Source organism: Kineococcus gypseus (genome assembly GCF_050871305.1).
GTDB lineage: Bacteria > Actinomycetota > Actinomycetes > Actinomycetales > Kineococcaceae > Kineococcus > Kineococcus gypseus.
On record NZ_JBJLRD010000010.1, the window covers coordinates 1 to 18,357 of the forward strand.

An 18,357-nucleotide genomic window follows, 5' to 3' on the forward strand; every position below is an offset into this window, starting at 1 on the left:
CTCAACTACAAGCGCCTGGCGCTGCGCTACGACACCAGCAACACCACGATCACCGCGCTGGCCCGCCTGGCGATCACGCTGATCTGTGCCCGTCGACTACCTCCGACGAACTAATGCAACGGCTTGTTAGCCGCGGGGCTGGAGCGCAAGAACGGCTGGACGCTGGCCGAGCAGGCCGGTGAGGTCTCGCCGGATAGGATGCAGCGGCTGCTGCGCAAGGCCGAGTGGGACGTGGCCGGGGTCCGTGACGACGTCCGCGACTACGTCGTGCAGCACCTCGGTGCCGCTGAGGGCGTGTTGATCGTGGATGAGACCGGATTCCTGAGAAAGGGCACCTGCTCGGCGGGGGTGCAGCGGCAGTACTCGGGCACCCGCTCGCGCGGGCAGGACCACCGCCAGGCCATCGCCTTGTTGCAGGAAGTCACCGGCCAGGCCACTTTGGCCAGAGCCCTGCGCGAGGTGCTCGATCTCGAAGACGCCGGGCACTACGGGCTGAGCAACGTCTCAACCGCCAACTGCACCGCGGTCCTGCGCCGCGCGCAGACCCTCGTCGAGGCTGCCACCGACCGCGTGCGCTGACCAACCCCACTGACACCCCGACACCCCGACACCCCGACACCCCGACACCCCGACACCCCGACTGGTCCTGACCCGATCAACCGGGTTGCGATCTCGTTGCGTGCTGCCGCTGCCAAGGCGCAGCACCGCAGCGCGGGACGTGCTGGGTGCACCGGCTGGCCCGTTCGATCCACCTCGACGAAGGCGAAGGGGTTGCTCGCCGCCTAGCGGCGCACCCTGGTGAAGGACCGCGGTCCGAGGGGGTGCTCACGGCGATCCCCCGCCCAGTGCAGAGCGTGCTGGTGGTCTTCCACCCGTCAGGAAGCACCACCACGCAGCTACCGCGGTGCCCGGCACGGCACGCGGTGCCCAGCGCGCCGCTGAGCGCCGATCGCCTGAGACGACTGCCTCAGCGGCGGGCACCCGGTTCGACGACGCCTTGCCGGGTGGGGGTGGCGCCGTAGCGCTGGACCTTGCTCAGGACGTGGTCGCTGGTCACCGAGCGCACGGTGCCGCTGCGCGAGCGCATCACCAGCGAGCGCGTGCGCGCACCGCCGGGGACGTAGTGCACACCGGCGAGCAGGTCGCCATCGGTGATGCCGGTGGCCACGAAGAAGGTGTTGTCCCCGGAGACGAGGTCGTCCAGGTGCAGCACGCGCTGCAGGTCGTGGCCGGCGTCCAGGGCGCGGCGGCGGGCGGCCTCATCGCCGACGTGCAGGCGCGCCTGGATCTCCCCACCCATCGCCTTCATCGCGCAGGCGGTGATGACGCCCTCGGGAGTGCCGCCGATGCCGATGAGGACGTCGATGGCGGAGTCCGGGCTGGCCGCGGCGATGGAGGCGGCCACGTCGCCGTCGGAGAAGAGCTTGATGCGCGCACCGGCGGCGCGCACCGCAGCGATCAGCTCGGCGTGGCGGGCTCGTTCCTGGACCGCGACGGTGACGTCGGAGTTCGTGCCGCCCTTGATCCTGGCCAAGGTCGCGACGGTGTGCCCCACGGGGGCGTCGATGTCGACGTGGCCGGCGGCTGCGGGCCCGACGACCAGCTTGTGCATGTAGAAGACGTCGCGCGGGTCGTACATGCTGCCGCGGTCGGAGGCGGCGATGACGGCGATGGCGTTGGGCATGCCCTTGGCCAGCAGCGTGGTGCCGTCGACGGGGTCGACGGCGATGTCGATCTGCGGGCCGGTGCCATCGCCGACGAGCTCACCGTTGTGCAGCATGGGCGCCTGGTCCTTCTCCCCCTCCCCGATGACGATGCGCCCTCGCATGCCTACCCCGGCGAGCACCTCGCGCATGGCATCGACAGCGGCGCCGTCCCCGCTCTCCTTGTCCCCCCTGCCGGCCCACTGCCCGGCCGCCATCGCGGCGGCCTCGGTGGCTCGCATCAGGTCCAAGCCCAGGTTGCGGTCGGGCAGCTGGTAGCGCAGCGGCTGGTCAGCGCGTTCGGTCACGGCCTCACCTCTCGACGTGGGTACCTCCGCCAGCGACGGCAGCGGGTCGTCATCCTGCCGGACACGAGAACCTCACTGGTGACGCACCCACCCGGGCACGGGTGCACCGTTGCCCGGGTTGCTGATGCTACGAGCTGATCGCGCCGGGCAGGGACTGCCCTGGCTGTACAGAGCATGGACGTTGCTGACACGCCGGGGACCTTCGAGGTCCCCGGCGTGTCACTGACCTGCGTGGTCAGTACAGCCCACCCCTGCTCAGGTAGTGCCGTCGCGTCCGCGGGCGATGGCAGCCTCGATCGCGGTGCCGATGCGCTCCAGGGTCGCCAGCTCGTGCGGAGTGGAGTCGTCCACCAGGTACTCGCCCACCGCCGCGGCGTGGCCGGGCGCCGCGGCGATCCCGCCCAGCGCCTGGCCGCCACCCTCATGGCGCTCGCGGCACCACGGTGTGCCGCCCGCGGCGGCCCGGTCCTGATCCGGCCCCGGGTCAGTGCAAGCTAATTAGTGACTGCTAAGCGCCGTGGCGTCCAGGTACCCGCTGCCGTACACGTCGACATCGATGCCGGCGGCCTCCAGCACGGCCAGGACGTGCCGGCGCACCTCGGCGATCGCGTCCGTGCTCGGCGCCTCCTCGACGGGCATCCCCGCGGTGACGACCATCAGATCCGCCGGCACGGGCAGGTGCTCCGTCCAGGCCCGCACCCCCTGCTCCTGCAGGACGGCGATGCACTCCTGCAGCGAGTGCTCACTGGGCACCAGCAGCACGGTCAGCAGCCCACCGGCGAAGGCGCTCACACCGCGCGCGCTCTCGCGCAGGTCGATCTCCATGGCACGCACGCTGCCACGCGACGCTCACACCAGGCCACCTGCTTGCCCCGGTTGAGCGCAGGAGCACCCACCGGCACCTGCCGGTACCCACCGAAGTACCCAGCCGGTCACCACCGGTCACCACGCCCGCTCGCACCAGCAGCCCGGCACCTTGAGCACCACCTCAAGCCCTACCCCAAGCACTACCACCTCCCCCACGCCAGCTTCGAGGTGGCAACGACCCTGACAACGACCCTGTCAGCGCCCTAGCCGACCTGCTCGTAAATCTGCTGCGCCTGGCCAACACCGTTAGCCCCCGTGAGCGCAACGCTCACGCACCCGGTCACGAGCGCGAGCAGGTCGTGGTGGACGCCGAGGAGGCCCTTAGCCGCGCCCGCTGGTATCTCGCCCGCTACTACTGCGACGGGGAGATCCGCGCAGAGCTGTGAGGCAGCGCCAGGTAAGGCATGGGGCGCTCGCGAGCGCCCCCAGCAGCGCCCCGACCACAAACCGCATTCCACCCGCAGCAGCCAGCCCGTGCCGCACACAGACCACCCGAGCCTCGTACGCCCGAGCATCAGACACCTGAGCACCACGCCCGCGAGCGCCGACCGGCGTACCAGCCGCACCGTCGTCCCCTAGGAGCAGATTCGCACCAGCACCCACGAGAGGTGCGACCACCACCTCCCCAGCCACTTCCCCCATCTGGCCGGCTGGTGCGGCAAGCCCTCATACGGGGCGGTCTTCGTGCACCGCAACAGCGCACATACGACAGCGCGGCTTCAGGACAGCGGCATCTGCGCCACTTTAGGGGAAGTGACCAGCTGCTCCAGGGCCTGCACGCTCAGCCCCGAGCCGGCGGGCACCGCCTGCTCCCCGCTCGTGCTCGCACTTGGGACGCCCTGCACGCTCGAAGTGGCGTCCACGACCCGCCCATCGGGCAAGACCGCGAAGGCGAAGGGCGTGGTGGAGACGACGGTGGCGGCCGTCTCGCTCCCGTCGCTCACCTGTGCCAGCCCACTGCGCAGGATCGTTCCGTCGGCCAGCGTGCGCTCCTGGCAGCTGACCCACCTACCGGCGCTGCAGGTGACGCGGGTGGCGCTCAGCCCGTTGCTGCTGGGGCGGGTGACGTACACCCGCACCTCGGCCACCACCTTCGGCTCTCCCACCGGGCGCGGGTCGCTGCCGGTCAGGGACCAGCCGACCTGCGTGCCGTGGACATCGTCCATCTCACCCACGCTGGCGACCTGCCAGCCCGGCAGGGCGGCGGCCAGCGCGGCGTTGAAGGACTCGGCCAGCTCATCGGTGTGCGCGCTGGCCGCCGCCCGCTCGCGCAGCGCCTGCTCGTGAAGCGCCAGCTCCTGCGCCTTCAACTGCTCCAACGAGCGCGCTTCGTCGGCGGACGCGGAAGGAGGCGTTGAGGACGGCATCGGTACCGGTACCGGCACGACCTCACGGGGGCGCTCAGGAGCGGCCACGGTGCTCAAGGTGTCTCCGCCGGGCAGGTGCGCACCGGCGAGCACCACCCCGGTGAAGGCGCCACCTGCCAGCACCAGCGCACCGACTGCCGTGCCCACGCGCCGCCGGCGCAACCGGCGGCGCCCGCCGTGCACCGAGCGGGCGATCAGGGCTGCCGAGCCGTCGAAGGTGCCGGCCTGCTGGCGCAGGCGGCGGCGCAGCGCCAGCTCACCCGCGCTCTCACCGTGGACGTCGTCGTGCATGTCGCCGTGGATGTCATCGGGGACATCGCCGTGACGATCGCTGAGCGTGTCATCGCGCATGGGTGCTGCCTCCTGCTCCTGCTTCGGGGACGGCCTCGGCGTGCTGCGCGGCGCCGGCCCGTGTGGTGATGACTCGAGCCGCGGGACCGCTCTCGCGGCTTGCTCTGCGGCCGTCCCCGCCGCCGTCGGCTGGATGCTCGTGCCGGTGCTCGTGCTCGGTGGGGGACTCGGTGGGGGACTGGCTGGCCGGCTGGCGCAGGCGCGCCAGTGCGCGCGAGGACTGGCTCTTAACGGTGCCCACGCTGATCTCCAGCAGCTCGGCGACCTGCTGCTCGCTGAGGTCGTCGAGGTAGCGCAGCACCACCACCCCCCGCTGCCGCGCGGGCAGGCGCGCCAGCTCCGCCAGCAGGTCCAGGCGCTGCTCGGTGCCGGCGTGCGGATCGTGCCCCGGGTGCCCGGCGGAGGCGTCGCGGTCCAGCTCCCACAGCACCTCCGGGCGCGCAGCGCGCCGGCGCCAGCGCGAGGTGGCGGCATTCGCCAGGGCGCGGCGGGCGTACGCGTCGGGCTCGTGCACCCGCGGCCAGCGCGCGTACATCTTCTCCAGCACGTCCTGGACCAGGTCCTCACCGGCGTGCGCGTCGGCGGTCAGCAGCCGCGCGATGCCCACCAGGCGCGGCACCGCCCCGGCAGCCCACGCGCTGAAGGCGTCCTCACGGCTCGGGCGGAACTCACGATCCGCACGACCTGCGCGGCCATCGCTGCCGCCATGGCTGTCGTGGCCTGCACGACCCTGGCGGCTCACCGCTCCGACCCCATCACCCCCGTACGACGCGCTGCGGCGCCGAAAGGTTGTCAGCGCCCCGGTGCATGCCTGGTGCCCTCGTGAGCTGGAGCACCACAGCCCGCACGCTGTGCTCGCTCACGGCGCAGCTGGGGCAGCCGGTACGCATCGACTCAACGCCCAAGAGCTTGCGCAGCAGCATCCTGATCGGATGAGCGAGCCTTCCCCCCACCGCCTCGAGGATCCGGCGGACCCTGGCCCGTACCGCTCCTGGCTGCGGGTGGAGGTGGGCACCACACCTCTGCCCAGCGAAAGCTCTCCGCGCCCGGGTCCGGTCACCGACGTCGAGGACGAGCGCCTGGCCGCTCTGCGCCGGCGGGTGGTCGAGCCGGTGGTGCACAGCCTGCTGGTGCCGGGCGAGCTGGAGGCGTTGAGCGTGCATTGGGGCGTGGACGGCGACGAGGGGGACGTGTGGGGGCGCCTCGACGTGGCGGGTGAGCGCTACGAGCAGTGGCTGCCCTGGCCGTGGCAAAGCGCCCCGTCTGACTCGGCGGGTCCGCTGGGCCAAGGGCAGGCCAGCGAGGCGCTGGTCACGGAGGTGGAGGTCGCCGCCCAATTGGCCCACTACCTGGAGGACTGGGTGTGCGAGACGCCCCTCGCTTGAGGCCAGCAGCGCACCGCCCGCTACAAACTTGCGGAGGAGTAGTGCTCACCCGCCGCTTGGGCGCTGTGAACAGGTCAGCATTAGCGCTGCTCCCGGTCGTGCCGGCGTCAGGGTGCGGTGATGACCCGGTTGCGCCCAGCGGCCTTGGCCGCGTACAGGGCCTGGTCGGCCACTGCCAGCAGCTCGTCGGCGTGAGCGCCGTGCTCGGGGAAGGTGGCGATGCCGGCGGAGAAGGTCACCGAGATCGAGGTCCCTGAGCTCGAGGTCCCCCGGTGCGAGGAGGGCACGGCTGCGGGCAAGAGCGGCAGGCTGAGCAGGGTCTGCGCGCAGCGCCGGCGCAGTTGCTCGGCGCGCTGGACGGCCTGGGGGGCGCTGGTGGCCGGCAGCAGCAGGACGAACTCCTCCCCGCCGTAGCGGGCCAGGGTGTCCTGCGCGCGGCAGCCCTCCTGCAGCTGGGCGGCCACCGCCCGCAGCACCGCGTCGCCGCCGTGGTGGCCGTGGGTGTCGTTGACGGCCTTGAAGTGGTCCACGTCGAGGAGCACCACGCTCAGCGGCTCACCGCTTCGCCGCGCGTGGGCCACGGCCGCCTCCAGGACCTGCATCAGGTGCCGGCGGTTGTGCAGCCCCGTCAGCGCATCGCGCACGGCTTCCTCGGCCAGGCGCTCTTGAAGGGCCCGCGTCAGCTCCAGCTGCTCGCTCAGGCGCTGGTGGGCCTGCCGCGCCAGCTCGCGCTGGGTGATCAGCTCGCTGACGTCGCGCAAGACCAGCACGTGCCCCAGTGCACGCCCGCGCGCATCACGCAGGACGCTGATGCGCGCATCGACGTGCACGCCGGCGCCCAGCTCGACGTGCTCGCGCACCGCCCCACCATCCAGCAGGGCGCCCAGCTGAGCGGGCAGGACCTGCGCCACCGGCAGCCCGACGACCTCCTTCAGCACACCTAGTACCCCGGGCGCGTCGGGCGCGTCGGGCGCGTCGGGCGCGTCGGGCGCGTCGGGTGCGGTCGGCGCCGGGGTGGGAGTGGTGCGTGTCAGCAGGGTCACCGCGGCGGGGTTGACGTCGACGACCCGCCCGTCGGGGTCGACGACCAGCACCGCGTCCTCGATGGCGTCGACCACGTGGGAGCGCGCCACCGGCACCAGGCGCAGCAGGCCGTGGCGGAAGATCGCGCGTGCGTCGATCAGGCCGGTCAGGACGAGGAAGAGGGGGGTGTAGTCCACCGGGGGTCCCTGGTCCTCGCTGTGCGCGAGGAGCAGGACCGCGATGTTGCCCAGCAGCGGCAGGCACGCGGCGAGCAGCACGTGGCTCAGCTGGGCGCGGAAGACGGACCTGGCGCGCCACCACGCGCGTGCCAGGCGCTGCACCCCCCAGCTGAGCAGCAGGTAGCAGTAGGCGACGTGGATCCAGAAGAGCGGTCCGAGGCCGAAGCGCGACACCTGCACGGACCTGGCGCTCTCGTACGTGGTGGCCTCGATGCCGGTAAAGAACAGCCCGTGCCAGGGGTTCGTGATCACCGCGCCCACCAGCAGGGCGGAAGCCGCCAGCAGGCGCGCCGCCACGGCGCGGCGCAGGCGCCAGCGACGGTCGGCCACCGAGCGGCTCAGGCACCACAAGCCGGTGACGGTCACGTGCACGCCGGTGTACATGAAGATGCTGCTGACCCACTGCACGAGCAGGTTGGTGGACAGCTGCACCACGATGCCGGCGCTGCACCACAGCGCGATACCGGCGGTGTAGGCGGCCAGGCTCGCGGCCGCGGGGGTGTTGGCGCGCCGGCGCCAGGCCAGCACGGCGGTCAGCGCGCACACCACGGCGGAGCAGGCGAACACCACCGCCAGGAGCGATGTCACCGCACCTCCTGCTCCGTGCGACAGCTCACGCCGCAGCCCTGTGAGCACTTCGACGATCAGAGCTGGCACCTGAAGCGCTCAGGCACCGGCGCTGGTGCTGACCACCTGGGCGGTGGAGCGGTCAACGATAGGGGACACCCTCAGTGCCGACCGCGGGACGCTCCGCGTGCGGACTCAGAGCGTCACGGCACCCCTGCCCAGGCCCTGATGGCGTCCTGCGCGTTTACGCGAGGGCGCCGCCAGGGTGATCACGAGCTCGCCGCGGTGGTGCTCGCCGCGGTGGTGCTCGCCGCGGTGGTGCTCGCCGCGGTGGTGCTCGCCGCAGTGGTGCTCGCCGCAGTGGTGCTCGCCGCAGTGGTGCTCGCCGCAGTGGTGCTCGCCGCAGTGGTGCTCGCCGCAGTGGTGCTCGCCTGCTGGTGCTCAGGGCAGGGGCGCGAAGGTGTGCGGCTCGGCGTCGATCAGGGCCCGCGCGGCGCGCGAGAGGGCGGCGTCGTCGAGGGTGTAGGTGGCATCGATGCGCGCCTCGGCCTCGTCCCAGCGCGCCGCGGCCTGATCGCCCTCGGGCAGGGCGGCGAGGGCGTGGTGCTCGCGCTGGGCCTGCTCGATCAAGGCGGCGGTGATGGGCAGGCCCAGCGCGCGGTAGGCCTGCAGCACCCAGGGCAAGGGATAGTTCAGCTCGTCCTCGTAGGCATCCAGCGTGCCCAGCAGGCCGGCGTTCATCACCATGCCGTGGAAGGTCAGCGCCACGTGCAGCACCGCGTCGCCGTCGTACTCGGGGTCGGTGATCAGCATCGGTTGGCTGGCGCGGTTCCAGAGGGCGTCGAAGTCCGCGTCGCTGACCGGGCTGGTGACGGGATCGCTCACGTCCTCGACCGTAGCCGGGACGAGCTGGTCACCGGTGGAGTCACAGGTGCGCTCGCCCGGACGCTCACGCCCGGACGTTGCGCGCAGCTGCTGCACGGGCGCGCTCACGGTGCCGCGCTCACGGTGCTGTGGGCTGCACCGTGAGCGCCGGCTGCGCGGGCCTGCTCAGCGCTGCCGCCGGCGACGCGTGCGCACCAGGAGCAGGGCGGTCACGCTCGCTGCGGTGCCCGCCAGGGCGGCGAGCATCCACGCCAGCGCCGGCCACGGCGGTGGACTGTCGTAGCTGCTGTCGGCGATGGCGATGGCTTTGGCTGTCCAAGTGCCCAGCAGCGCCAGGCTGAGCAGGTACAGCACCACCGCCGGCCGACTCCATCGGCGCAGCACGGCCGCCAGCAGCAGCGGCAGCACCAGCACGCTCAACGCCACCAGCAGCGGCCCGACGGCCTCGACCACTCGCACGATCACCTGCGCGTCATCGGCGCCATCACCCGGGGAGGCGTGCGAGGGCAGCTGGTGCAAGGCACCGCGGAGGGGTGGTTTCAGGAGCGGCCGCGGCCGAGCAGGTCGTTGGGCACGACGCGGAAGGCGGGGTGCGCGTCGCTGGCGGGGATGTCCAGGAGGGTCTCACCCACGGCGGTGGCGGCGGTGCGCCAGCTGTGCCCGGCGTTGTCCAGCCACTCCAGGTGCACTTGCTGCTCGGCGGTCAGGTACGCCTCGAGCAGCACCGGCAGGTGGGCCTTGAGGTACTCCGAGCGCTTCTCGTTCATCTCCGCCAGCGTGTTGCCCGGTGAGTGCACCTCCACCGCCGCGCGGGGCACCTCGGTGCACACGGAGTCCTCGTTCAGGGCGGGGCCGTCGACGAGCACGTCGGGGATGCGCCCGCTCAGCACGCTGCCGTCGGGGGCCAGGGTGAGGGCCCAGTTGCCGGGGGCGGCGGCGTAGCTGCCGGGCCACTGCTCCTCGAAGGCCAGGGCCAGGCGGGTGGCGATGCGGTGGTGGGGGTTGCCGCCGACCTTCTCGGCCACGAGCTCGGCGTCGACGACCTCGATGCGCTGACCGACCTCGGCCGTGGCGGAGGTCCAGGTGGCCAGCGCGACTCCCGGGCGCGCAGCGCTCAGGCTCATGAGCGCCAGGGTAGCCGCGGGCCGCTTGACCTAGCTGGGCTCCGCGGGGCCCAACGGGCCCAGCCGGCTCTGGGCCGGGTCTGAGCCGGGCGCAGGTGAGGTCTGGGGGTCAGGTGGGCTGGGGTGGCAGGGGGTTGAGGTGGTCGCTGTCCCAGGTCAGGCCCTGGCGGTCGGTGACGGGCCAGGCTTCGAGGTCGGCTGCGGCCAGCACCGCCTCGATGCACGCTTCGCTGGCGCCGAGGTAGGTGCTCATCAGGTCTACGTCGGTGGCCACGCACCAGGTGCGATCCGCCGGCCACCACAGGCTCGGGCTCTGCTGCCAGGGAGGCGACTCCATCGACACGCCGGCCGCCTCCGCAAGCGGCCCGCGCAGCAGCCGCATGTCGCGCCCGGGCATCCCCACGAGCTGCGCTTCGAGCGGCACGTCCAGGGCGCCGAAGCCGTCCCAGACCGCGTAGAAGCACTCCGGCGTGGTGGTGAAGCGCGTCAGGACGTCCACCAGCGCCTGCGCCTGGGCCGCGGGCAAGGTGCCCTCTTCCGGCTCGGTGTCCCACACGCCCGGCTGGGTGGCGCCGCCGTGGTGGTGGCGCCAGGAGCCGGTGATGGAGGTCCACTGCATCCCGGCGTGGGCGCGGCGGGCGTTGGCCGCGGCCACCTGCGCCCAGCTGACCTGCACCGCGTCTCGCGCGTCGGCTGTGTCTTGCTGGAGGCGAGCGGGGTGGAAGACGCGCGCGTAGGCGGCGAAGAGCGGGGGCACCAGCGAGCCGACGGTGTGGTCGAAGTCGCGCACCGCGGCCAGGATCCAGCCGGCCGCCTCCACGCCCTCGGGCACCGGCTGCAGCGAGCCCAGCCCCGCGCGCTCTGCTCGTTGCACCGCTGCAGCCTGGGGTCGGTGGCGCTGCCGGCGCGAGGGCTTTGGCCGTGCTGGACTGCCCCGGTGCACCGGGTCGTGGTGGCAGTGCTGATCGAGGCGGGGCGGGTGCTGCTGACCCGGCGCAGCGCTACCCGCAGCGCCTACCCCAGCTGCTGGGCCCTGCCCGGCGGTTACGTCGAGGACGGTGAGAGCGAGCAGCAGGCGCTGCGCCGCGAGCTGGCCGAGGAGCTCGGCGTCCGCGTCACCGCGCACGAGGAGCAACCGCTGGCGCGCTGGGACCTGCCTGCCGCAGCGGCCGGGCAGCAGGTGCAGCTGAGCGTGTGGCGGGTGCAGCGCTGGACGGGCACCGCCACCAACCGGTGCCCGGGCGAGCATGAGGTCATCGCGTGGCTGCGCCTGGATCAGCTGGACGAGCTGGACGGCTCGGCCTGGGCGCACGCGCAGGAGCGTGAGCTGGTGCGCGCCCTGCTCGCGTGGCACGTGTCGTGAGCCGGCGGGGGTGGCTGCACCACGTGGAGGTCTGGCGCGATGACGCCACCGCCGTCGAGGGCCCCTGGCCGTGGCTGCTGCAGCAGCTGGGCTACGTGCGCACCGATACCTGGGCCACGGGGTGCAGCTGGTCGCCGAGCGAGCCCGAGGGCGGGTCTAGTGGCGGGTCCGACGGCGGGTGGGGCGCTGGGGCGTACGTGGTGCTGGAGTCCGGCGCGGACCACGTGCGCGGGCGCAGCCAGCGCCTGCGCAGCGGGGTGAACCACCTCGCGTTCTGGGCGGGCACTCGCGCCGAGGTGGACGCCCTGGTCGCCCAGGCGCCCGGTCACGGCTGGCGGCTGCTGTTCGCCGAGCGGCACCCGCACGCCGGCGGGCCTGGGCACTACGCGGCCTACCTGGAGGACGAGGCCGGCTTCGAGGTCGAGCTGGTCGCCGAGCAGCCGCCGCCCACACCGCGGTGAGCCCACACCGCGGTGAGCCCACACCGGCGGAGCGCACCTCCTGAGTCCGCTCCTCGAGCACGCTACGGAAGGACGCGCAGCACAGGTGCGGGTGCGGGTGCTTCAGGCCGTCTGGGCGCCGCCGTCGATGCTCCACAGCATCGCCAGGGGCACCAGGTCCTCGATGGCCACGCTGCGCAGGCCCTCGCCGGTGGGCAGCAGCACGCGGATGCCGGGGTGGTAGTCCAGCAGGACCTGCCGGTCGCGCCCGCAGGGGGCGATCGGGCCGCGGCCGTGGTTGCCGACGGCGACGATGTGCGTGATGGCGGTGGCGCCGTGGGCGCGGGCGGCGCCCAGGGCGACCAGCTCCGCGCAGGGCCCGCCGGTGAAGTGGTAGAGGTTCACGCCGGTGAAGGTGCGCCCGTCGCTGGCGCGCACGGCAGCTCCCATGGTGTGCACCCCGTCCTGGCCGGGGCCGGCGTCGGTGGTGGCGTCGATGACGGCTCGGACCAGCTCGATCAGCTCGAGCTCGCCGGCATCCAGCTCACGCGCGGAAGCAGGAAGGCTCACCCTCGTCAGTGTGGTGCCACCCCGAATGGCGCTGCCAACGGCGCTGCAGGTGGCGCTGCAGATGGTGCTCGCTGAGCGTGCTGGCTGGAGCAGACTGCGGCTCGTGCCTGCTTTTCCTCGCGCCAGCGCGGCGCGCAGCGCGCTGCTGCAGCTGCTGGCCGAGAAGGTCGAGGCCGTCGTGCCGGATCCGTTCGTGCGGGTGGGTGTGGACGGGGTGGACGGGGCGGGCAAAAGCGTGCTGGCCGATGAGCTGGCCGCGGTGCTGCGCGAGCGGGGCCGGGAAGTGGTGCGCGCCTCGGTCGACGGCTTCCACCGCCCGCGCGCCTTGCGCTACGCGCGTGGGCGTGATGACCCGGAAGGCTTCTACCGCGACTCCCACGACCTGGCCGCGCTGCACCGCGAGCTGCTTCAGCCGCTGGGCCCGAGTGGGCACGGGATGCACCGCCGGCACGTCCTCGACGTGGCCGGCGACCGCGCCGATGTCGCGGAACAGGAGGTGGCGGTGGCGGGTGCGGTGCTGATCGTGGACGGCATCTTCCTGCACCGGCCCGAGCTGCGGGGGTGCTGGAGCCTGTCGTTGTGGCTGCAGGTGCAGCGGGCCACCTCGCTGCGCCGGTGCGTGGCGCGCGATGGTGCCGGCTCGCCGGATCCGGCGGCGGCCTCCAACCGCCGCTACGTGGAAGGTCAGCGCTTGTACGTACGTGAGGCGGCCCCGCAGCTGCGTGCCACGCACGTCATCGACAACGAGGACCTGGCCGCTCCGGTGCTGCTGCGCTGAGCCGGCGGAGCGCTGAGCGCGGTACGCCCGACCCACCGCGCACCTCGCATGGGCTGTGCTGGACTCACCCGGCACACCGGGTCGTCGTGGCAGTCCTGATCGAGGCGGGGCAGGGCGGAGCGGCTGCTGCGGACCCGGCGCAGCGGCACCCACGGCTAGATCGGCATCAGCACTCCCCCATCCGTCGCGTGCACGAGGTCAACAGTCCCGTCTGGCGCCCGCCCCACGGACGCGATCCTTCACACCGACCTGACGAGGTACTACTGCGCGAACATCAGCGTCATGCCACAAACCAGTCCTTGCCGTCGGAGATCAAGCTGAGGCTCTGCCAACGCGCGTTCAAGGTGCGGCTGGCGAGGCCGTCGATGACGGCGGTGCCTGCCGCCCTCACTGTGACGACACGGGCGCTGGCATCAATCTTCTTCACGCTCACCTGGGCGCCCGGGACGACAGCCGGCAGCGTGATGGTCAGCGCCATCGCCGTGGCGTCAGCGAGCACCACGTCGCCCACTGCAGCGGTAACTGCAGCGCCGACCCGAACGGCTCGGCGGGCTGGGCCGATCTGCACCTGCTGCCACTCGACCGCCGTGGTGCTGGTGCTGCGGCAGAACCACAGCCTGTGGGTCTTGTCCACGAAGACGTCGCCGGCGGCACCGCCGGCCGGAGGTGCCGCGGCGGCGGCGGGGGTCAACTGCACCTGGGCGAGGGCACCGCGGAAGCGGGCACCGCGCCCGTTGACGGAGTACCCCACCACGGCGGCCTCGGCTGCGGCCGAGGCGGAGGCCTGGTGCCCCCACACCGCCGCGCCCTTGCCGCGGTGCTCACCGGTGATCGCCCCGTTGGAGTTCGTGGCGTTGCTCGCCAAGCCGTACACGGCCCGGCCTGAGCCGGCAGCCGTGCCGGTGATGCTGTCCTGGGCGGTGGAGCCCGTGACGGTAGCTCCCCCGGCGCGGACCTCCAGTCCGTCGTTCACGACCGTCTTGCCCTTGGTGACGGACACTCCGCCACTCTCCACCAGGATGCCGGTGCCACCGGGATCGGTCTTCACGTGCAAGGCGGTACCCGGCAGCGCTTCGCTGCTCCTGCCGGAATCGTCGAGCCGCGTCGATACTCCATTGGAAGCGTAGGCGCTGATGGCGATGTTGGCTTTGGCCGTGACCTCCAACCCAACGGCACCCCCCTCACTGCTGAAGTCAGCCTCGTGCGTGAAGCCGCCGCTAGCAGAGTGGGCGCCGTTGATGATCACCGTGGTGCCAGGTACCGCTCCGCTGGTGTACTCGTAAGAGCTCGAGGACTCCCACGATCCGCCTTCGATCAACAGGCCCGTTCCGGGAGCTGATTGCTGGATGCTCACATTGCCTTGAGCGTCGAGGGCCTGCCGGTTGAACCCGTTCTCGTTGGCTCCTCCGAGCAGGGTGAGCGCTGCCTTGCCGGCCGGGCCAGCGATGGAGGTGGTGGCATCGGCGGTGTTGGCCCGTCCCAGGACGACGGGGCCACCGGTGGCTGCGGAAGCGGCCACGGGCGTGAGCATCTGGCCGGCCGCCAGGCCGCCCAACGCCGCGGCTCCAGCACCCAGCAGCCCCCTGCGTGAGGTGCGCACGGGCCCGGCGGCACGCGCTGCCGACGGGACATCGCCGCCTGCCTGCTCGGTGCAGACGCTTCGCCCAGCAGGCGGCAGGACTCCCACCCGGGCGAGCACCGCCTGCAGGTGGTCGAGTTGCTCCTGCACCGCGGCCAACTGCTGGGCGCACTCTCGGTGGATCGAAGAAGCCCCGGCGCCGTGCACGCGCTCGAGGCCGTATACGCGCTCGGGGCCGTGTGCGCGCCCGATGCCGTGGTCCGCCGACAAGGGGACCCCGCTGTCCGGCTGGCCCGCGTGCTGGTTCATCGTCGTCCTCCGTCGCTGAACGCCTCGCGCCGGTGCGGACGAAAGACCCCGGCACGCGCTGGTGCCGCCTTGCCGAGCCGTCACATCCGCACCCACGGCACGCCCCTGAGCTGGCCTGACTACGCCGGCGTGCAGTGACCCAACGTAGGCGGTGGTGGCGCATACGCGCAGGGTCTTGGCGCTGGCAGATGCACCGTGTGAACGGTGGGACATGCCGTCGTCCTCGTCCGAGACCCGTGGCGAGGACACCAGGGCCACATCTGCGCTGACGGGCCGGTGGGCTGCCGGCACTGCGCCGCCAGGTGGCGGGTGGCCAGATCACGGGTAGCCAGGTCGTGGGCGAGCGCGCGCAGATGGCGGGGATTAGCACGTCCACCACCGGCAGCACCACCCACAGCACCCAGATCACCTGCCGGCTCCCCACGTACGATGATCGCTGTGAACAGCAGCAGGCGTGCCGGTCGCGGCGAACGCGAGATCCGCGCGGTCCAGCGCGCCACCCGCGTCCTGGACCGCCCCACCACCACCGCCACGCTGCGCCAGCGCCTGGACGCCCTGGCTGAGGCCGCCGGTGCGGCCGGCGACCTGGGCGTCGACCTCGAGGCCCCGAGCGACCTCTACGGCAGCGGCGTCGTCGGCCACCTCGAGCGACGCGTCGCCGCCCTGCTCGGCACCGAGGACGCCGCCTTCTTCCCTTCCGGCACCACGGCCCAGCAGGCCGCCCTGCGCTGTTGGGCCAACGACGCCGCATCGAGTGCGGGACGCGGGGCAGGGCAGGGTGCGGGGCGGGGCGCATGGCGGGGCAGCCGACCGGGCACGGTGGCGTTGCACGCCCTGTCCCACCCGCAGGTGCACGAGTCCGACGCCCTGATCCGCCTCGCCGGTCTAAGCACCGTCCCCGTCACCACGCAGCCGCGCCCCACCACCGCCGACGACGTGCGGGCCCTGCCCGAGCCGGCTGGAACGCTCATGCTCGAACTCCCCCTGCGCGACGCGGGGTTCCTGCTGCCCAGCTGGGACGCACTCGTCGAGGTCACCGACGCGGCGCGCGAGCGGGGCATGCGCGTCCACCTCGACGGAGCCCGGCTGTGGGAGACCACCACGCACTTCGGGCACCGCTTGGAGGAGATCGCCGCCCTCGCCGACAGCGTCTACGTCTCCTTCTACAAGTCCCTGCGGGGGTTGTCCGGAGCAGCGCTGGCCGGTCCCGCGGACTTCGTGGAGCAGGCGCGGCTGGAGCGCCACCGTTACGGCGGCAACATCTTCCAGCAGCACCCCGCGGTGCTCACCGCCCTGCACGGCCTCGCTCGCGAACTGCCCCGCCTGCCCGCCCACGTCGAGCACGCCCGGCTGGTCGCGGACGCCCTGGGCCGGGAACTGGCCGCGTCCGGCTTGGCCTGGTCCGCGGTGCACCCCGCGGTCCCGCACACCCACCAGTTCCAGGTGTGGCTGCCCCACCGCGCCGATGTCCTCACCGAAGCCGCCACCCGGCACGCCGAGCAGAGCGGCACCGCACTCTTCACCGGGACCTGGCGCGAACCCGGCCTGCCGCCGGGCCTGGCCTTCACCGAGGTCACCGTGGGCGAGGAAGGTCTGAGCTGGAGCGCCGAGGACGTGCGCACCGCGCTGCGCGAGTACCTCGACGTCCTGCGCGCGCTCACCGGGACGCCACCGCGCTGAAGTCGCACCACGGCGCTCACCGCTGCTGCCCGGGCAGCACGCTGCGCCCTCAACCGTCCGGCTCAACCGTCCAGCAGGCCCGGTTCCCGGGCCCGCACCACCGCGCGCGTGCGGTCGCGGACGCCGACCTTCACCAGCACCGCGGCCACGTGGTCCCTCACGGTCCCCGACGCCAAGTGCAGGGCCGCGGCAATCTCCTCGTTCGGCTAGCCCGCCGCCGCCAGGCGCAGCACGTCCAGCTCCCGCGGCGTCAGATGCTCGCGGGCGCCGAGGTGGACGGGCGCCGCCGACCGGGCCGCCACGGCGCGCAGCAACCGCTCCGTCAGCGCGGGCCGCAGCATCGTGCCGCCGGCCGCGACGGTGCGCACGGCGCCGACCAGCTACGTGAGACTCACACCCTTGAGCAGATAACCGCGGGCTCCGGCGCGCAGCGCGGCCAGCACCAGCTCGTCGTCGAACGTCGTCGGTACCAGCGCGGCCACGGCGGCACCGCGCTCGCGCAGGACCTGCAGGACAGCGATGCCGTCACACTGGGACATGCGCAGGTCCAGCAGGAGCACGTCGACGCCACCGCGGGCGACGAGCTCGAGCGCCTCCTGGCCGTCCCCCGCCTCGCCCACCACGTCAACCTCGTCACTGAGCACGAGCAAGCTGCGGTTCTTCCGGCGCACCAGAATTAGGTCGCCCGAACCCTGACGCGGACCGGGGCGCTCACGCGCCTACCCGCAGCTCGACCGTGAAACCAGATCCGGGTGCGATGGCGAAGGGAACCGCGCCGCCGACGTCCCCGACGCGCTCGGCTACGCCGCTGGGGCCGTGGTTCGATCACGGTCACCGTTCGCCCCGGCCGTCGCCCCGGTCGTCGTTGCGCACCCGCAGGTGGACCCCCGGCGCTCGCGGCGTGGTCAGAGGTGACCTTCAGCTCCAGCGCCAGGGCGGTCAGCCCGTGACCGACCACGCAGGCAGCCTGCAGACCGCAACGATCCAGAGCGCCGCCAGCGGCGGCATCAGGCGGCAGCCTCAGCCTTGCCGCTGCCGCGAAGATCAGTTGGCCGCCAGGTACTGCTCGCGCACGGCGGTGCTCAACGGTCCCCGGGCAGGCACGGTGATGCCGTTGGTCGCCGCCCACTGGCGTACCGCTTTTGCGTCCAGGCGGGCGGTATCGGCGCCCTCAGCGGGCACGGTGGAGCTTTTCGCCCTGGCCGGCGCAGAGGTGACCTCCTGCGCGGCCGGCTCCCCGGCCCGGCGCGGCGGCGCCTTCTTCGCACTCTTGCGGGTGGCGCTGCCGCGCTTCGCGCCCCGGGCCGCTGGTGCGGCGGCGCTCGCAGAGGCGGCCAGGTCCACGATCGGCGCCGGCTCAGCTGCCGGGTCCGCTGCAGCAACCACCGGGGTGCCGGGCGACTCCTGCGCGTCGGAGGAGGCCCCGACGCCGGACTCCTCGATGTCCGGAGCACTCTCGTCTTCTCGAGGCAGCAGCGGCTGGCCGGGCACGTGCACAGCCTCGCTGGCGCGCGCATCAATACCGCCTGCCTCGCTGGTGCCTGCTTCGCTGGTGCCTGCGACAAGGTCTGCGCTGCTGCCCGCGTCGGTGCTCGCGCTCGGCGCTGCGCCGGTCGAGTCCACACGATGCTCCTCGGGTGCACCGGCGATGACCGCGTCGGGACGCCCGCTCGCCTGACGAGCAGCGCGGGCCGAGCTGCGACGTGCAGCGCTTCCTCCAGCCACACGCGGCTTCGTGGTGGCGCCTTTGCCGCCTGCTCCGTCAGCGGGTGCAGACGCAACCGCGCCCGAGGTGCTCACCGCGTTCGAGGTGCTCGCC

Annotated in this window: 20 protein-coding genes and 2 pseudogenes; 7 read left to right on the forward strand and 15 right to left on the reverse strand. The window is 72.8% G+C overall.

The genetic code is table 11. The features are described from left to right. Together ACRYMN_RS05335 and ACRYMN_RS05340 are read left to right on the forward strand one after the other, a co-directional pair. Window positions 1-114, forward strand: a pseudogene (locus ACRYMN_RS05335) (IS5/IS1182 family transposase); the annotation flags it as partial. A gap of 12 nt (window positions 115-126) precedes the next feature. Then, a pseudogene (locus ACRYMN_RS05340) lies at window positions 127-382 on the forward strand (transposase); the annotation flags it as partial. A gap of 585 nt (window positions 383-967) precedes the next feature. Here ACRYMN_RS05340 and glpX read toward each other — a convergent pair. The 4 genes from glpX to ACRYMN_RS05360 form a co-directional block, all read right to left on the reverse strand. Next, window positions 968-2,011, reverse strand: coding sequence for a class II fructose-bisphosphatase (glpX, locus tag ACRYMN_RS05345; RefSeq protein ID WP_432492741.1), 1,044 nt, complete (start codon window positions 2,009-2,011; stop codon window positions 968-970). A 498-nt stretch (window positions 2,012-2,509) separates the two neighbouring features. Next, the gene (locus tag ACRYMN_RS05350) at window positions 2,510-2,836 is read right to left on the reverse strand and encodes a hypothetical protein (protein WP_432492743.1); all 327 of its coding nucleotides are present in this window, start codon (window positions 2,834-2,836) and stop codon (window positions 2,510-2,512) included. A gap of 761 nt (window positions 2,837-3,597) precedes the next feature. Further along, window positions 3,598-4,596 carry a hypothetical protein gene (locus tag ACRYMN_RS05355; protein WP_432492745.1) on the reverse strand — a complete coding sequence of 333 codons (999 nt, stop codon included), beginning with the start codon at window positions 4,594-4,596 and terminating at the stop codon, window positions 3,598-3,600. Next, on the reverse strand, window positions 4,586-5,338 hold the full coding sequence (locus tag ACRYMN_RS05360) for a SigE family RNA polymerase sigma factor (RefSeq protein WP_432492747.1): 753 nt from the start codon (window positions 5,336-5,338) through the stop codon (window positions 4,586-4,588). The genes ACRYMN_RS05355 and ACRYMN_RS05360 overlap by 11 nt, the downstream gene beginning before the upstream one ends. A gap of 190 nt (window positions 5,339-5,528) precedes the next feature. On the opposite strand from ACRYMN_RS05360, the gene ACRYMN_RS05365 reads away from it, so the two are divergent. Continuing rightward, window positions 5,529-5,981 (forward strand): hypothetical protein, encoded by a 453-nt coding sequence (locus ACRYMN_RS05365; RefSeq protein WP_432492749.1) that lies wholly within the window; start codon window positions 5,529-5,531, stop codon window positions 5,979-5,981. Window positions 5,982-6,088: 107 nt separating this feature from the next. Here ACRYMN_RS05365 and ACRYMN_RS05370 read toward each other — a convergent pair whose 3' ends face one another. The 5 genes from ACRYMN_RS05370 to ACRYMN_RS05390 form a co-directional block, all read right to left on the reverse strand. Continuing rightward, window positions 6,089-7,831, reverse strand: a complete 1,743-nt coding sequence (locus ACRYMN_RS05370) for a diguanylate cyclase (RefSeq protein ID WP_432492751.1) — start codon at window positions 7,829-7,831, stop codon at window positions 6,089-6,091. A 420-nt stretch (window positions 7,832-8,251) separates the two neighbouring features. Further along, window positions 8,252-8,695, reverse strand: a complete 444-nt coding sequence (locus tag ACRYMN_RS05375; protein ID WP_432492753.1) for a DMP19 family protein — start codon at window positions 8,693-8,695, stop codon at window positions 8,252-8,254. Window positions 8,696-8,860: 165 nt separating this feature from the next. Further along, window positions 8,861-9,160, reverse strand: coding sequence for a hypothetical protein (locus ACRYMN_RS05380; RefSeq protein WP_432492755.1), 300 nt, complete (start codon window positions 9,158-9,160; stop codon window positions 8,861-8,863). Window positions 9,161-9,234: 74 nt separating this feature from the next. Beyond that, window positions 9,235-9,819, reverse strand: coding sequence for a Uma2 family endonuclease (locus ACRYMN_RS05385; RefSeq protein ID WP_432492757.1), 585 nt, complete (start codon window positions 9,817-9,819; stop codon window positions 9,235-9,237). Window positions 9,820-9,928: 109 nt separating this feature from the next. Further along, entirely contained in the window at window positions 9,929-10,693 is a 765-nt protein-coding gene (locus tag ACRYMN_RS05390; protein WP_432492759.1) for a hypothetical protein, read from the reverse strand. Between the two features lie 78 nt (window positions 10,694-10,771). Between ACRYMN_RS05390 and ACRYMN_RS05395 the strand changes: the two genes are divergently transcribed. Continuing rightward, entirely contained in the window at window positions 10,772-11,182 is a 411-nt protein-coding gene (locus ACRYMN_RS05395) for an NUDIX domain-containing protein (RefSeq protein ID WP_432492761.1), read from the forward strand. Further along, complete coding sequence (locus ACRYMN_RS05400; RefSeq protein WP_432492763.1) at window positions 11,167-11,643, forward strand: VOC family protein; 477 nt, start codon at window positions 11,167-11,169, stop codon at window positions 11,641-11,643. The genes ACRYMN_RS05395 and ACRYMN_RS05400 overlap by 16 nt, the downstream gene beginning before the upstream one ends. 102 nt (window positions 11,644-11,745) lie before the next feature. Here the strand turns inward: ACRYMN_RS05400 and ACRYMN_RS05405 are convergent, their stop codons facing one another. Continuing rightward, on the reverse strand, window positions 11,746-12,192 hold the full coding sequence (locus ACRYMN_RS05405; RefSeq protein ID WP_432492765.1) for a cytidine deaminase family protein: 447 nt from the start codon (window positions 12,190-12,192) through the stop codon (window positions 11,746-11,748). Window positions 12,193-12,295: 103 nt separating this feature from the next. Between ACRYMN_RS05405 and ACRYMN_RS05410 the strand changes: the two genes are divergently transcribed. Further along, window positions 12,296-12,970, forward strand: a complete 675-nt coding sequence (locus ACRYMN_RS05410) for a nucleoside/nucleotide kinase family protein (RefSeq protein WP_432492767.1) — start codon at window positions 12,296-12,298, stop codon at window positions 12,968-12,970. A 280-nt stretch (window positions 12,971-13,250) separates the two neighbouring features. Here ACRYMN_RS05410 and ACRYMN_RS05415 read toward each other — a convergent pair whose 3' ends face one another. Then, window positions 13,251-14,858: a hypothetical protein gene (locus ACRYMN_RS05415; RefSeq protein ID WP_432492769.1), complete on the reverse strand. Its 1,608-nt coding sequence runs from the start codon at window positions 14,856-14,858 to the stop codon at window positions 13,251-13,253. Window positions 14,859-15,287: 429 nt separating this feature from the next. Between ACRYMN_RS05415 and ACRYMN_RS05420 the strand changes: the two genes are divergently transcribed. Then, on the forward strand, window positions 15,288-16,538 hold the full coding sequence (locus tag ACRYMN_RS05420; RefSeq protein ID WP_432492771.1) for a threonine aldolase family protein: 1,251 nt from the start codon (window positions 15,288-15,290) through the stop codon (window positions 16,536-16,538). A gap of 62 nt (window positions 16,539-16,600) precedes the next feature. Here the strand turns inward: ACRYMN_RS05420 and ACRYMN_RS05425 are convergent, their stop codons facing one another. From ACRYMN_RS05425 to ACRYMN_RS05440, 4 genes are all read right to left on the reverse strand, one after another. Beyond that, window positions 16,601-16,732: a hypothetical protein gene (locus ACRYMN_RS05425; RefSeq protein ID WP_432492956.1), complete on the reverse strand. Its 132-nt coding sequence runs from the start codon at window positions 16,730-16,732 to the stop codon at window positions 16,601-16,603. A 12-nt stretch (window positions 16,733-16,744) separates the two neighbouring features. After that, the gene (locus ACRYMN_RS05430; RefSeq protein ID WP_432492773.1) at window positions 16,745-16,906 is read right to left on the reverse strand and encodes a transcriptional regulator; all 162 of its coding nucleotides are present in this window, start codon (window positions 16,904-16,906) and stop codon (window positions 16,745-16,747) included. A 12-nt stretch (window positions 16,907-16,918) separates the two neighbouring features. Continuing rightward, window positions 16,919-17,209: a response regulator gene (locus tag ACRYMN_RS05435; RefSeq protein ID WP_432492775.1), complete on the reverse strand. Its 291-nt coding sequence runs from the start codon at window positions 17,207-17,209 to the stop codon at window positions 16,919-16,921. A gap of 373 nt (window positions 17,210-17,582) precedes the next feature. Then, window positions 17,583-18,161 (reverse strand): Lsr2 family DNA-binding protein, encoded by a 579-nt coding sequence (locus tag ACRYMN_RS05440; protein WP_432492777.1) that lies wholly within the window; start codon window positions 18,159-18,161, stop codon window positions 17,583-17,585. Window positions 18,162-18,357: the final 196 nt, after the last annotated feature.

Excerpts from the sequence above, each read along its gene's own strand:
- ACRYMN_RS05350 (WP_432492743.1), bottom strand. The coding sequence starts at position 2,836 with ATGGAGATCGACCTGCGCGAGAGCGCGCGCGGTGTGAGCGCCTTCGCC.
- ACRYMN_RS05355 (WP_432492745.1), bottom strand. The coding sequence starts at position 4,596 with ATGCGCGATGACACGCTCAGCGATCGTCACGGCGATGTCCCCGATGAC.
- ACRYMN_RS05365 (WP_432492749.1), top strand. The coding sequence starts at position 5,529 with ATGAGCGAGCCTTCCCCCCACCGCCTCGAGGATCCGGCGGACCCTGGC.
- ACRYMN_RS05385 (WP_432492757.1), bottom strand. The coding sequence starts at position 9,819 with ATGAGCCTGAGCGCTGCGCGCCCGGGAGTCGCGCTGGCCACCTGGACC.
- ACRYMN_RS05415 (WP_432492769.1), bottom strand. The coding sequence starts at position 14,858 with ATGAACCAGCACGCGGGCCAGCCGGACAGCGGGGTCCCCTTGTCGGCG.
- ACRYMN_RS05420 (WP_432492771.1), top strand. The coding sequence starts at position 15,288 with ATGATCGCTGTGAACAGCAGCAGGCGTGCCGGTCGCGGCGAACGCGAG.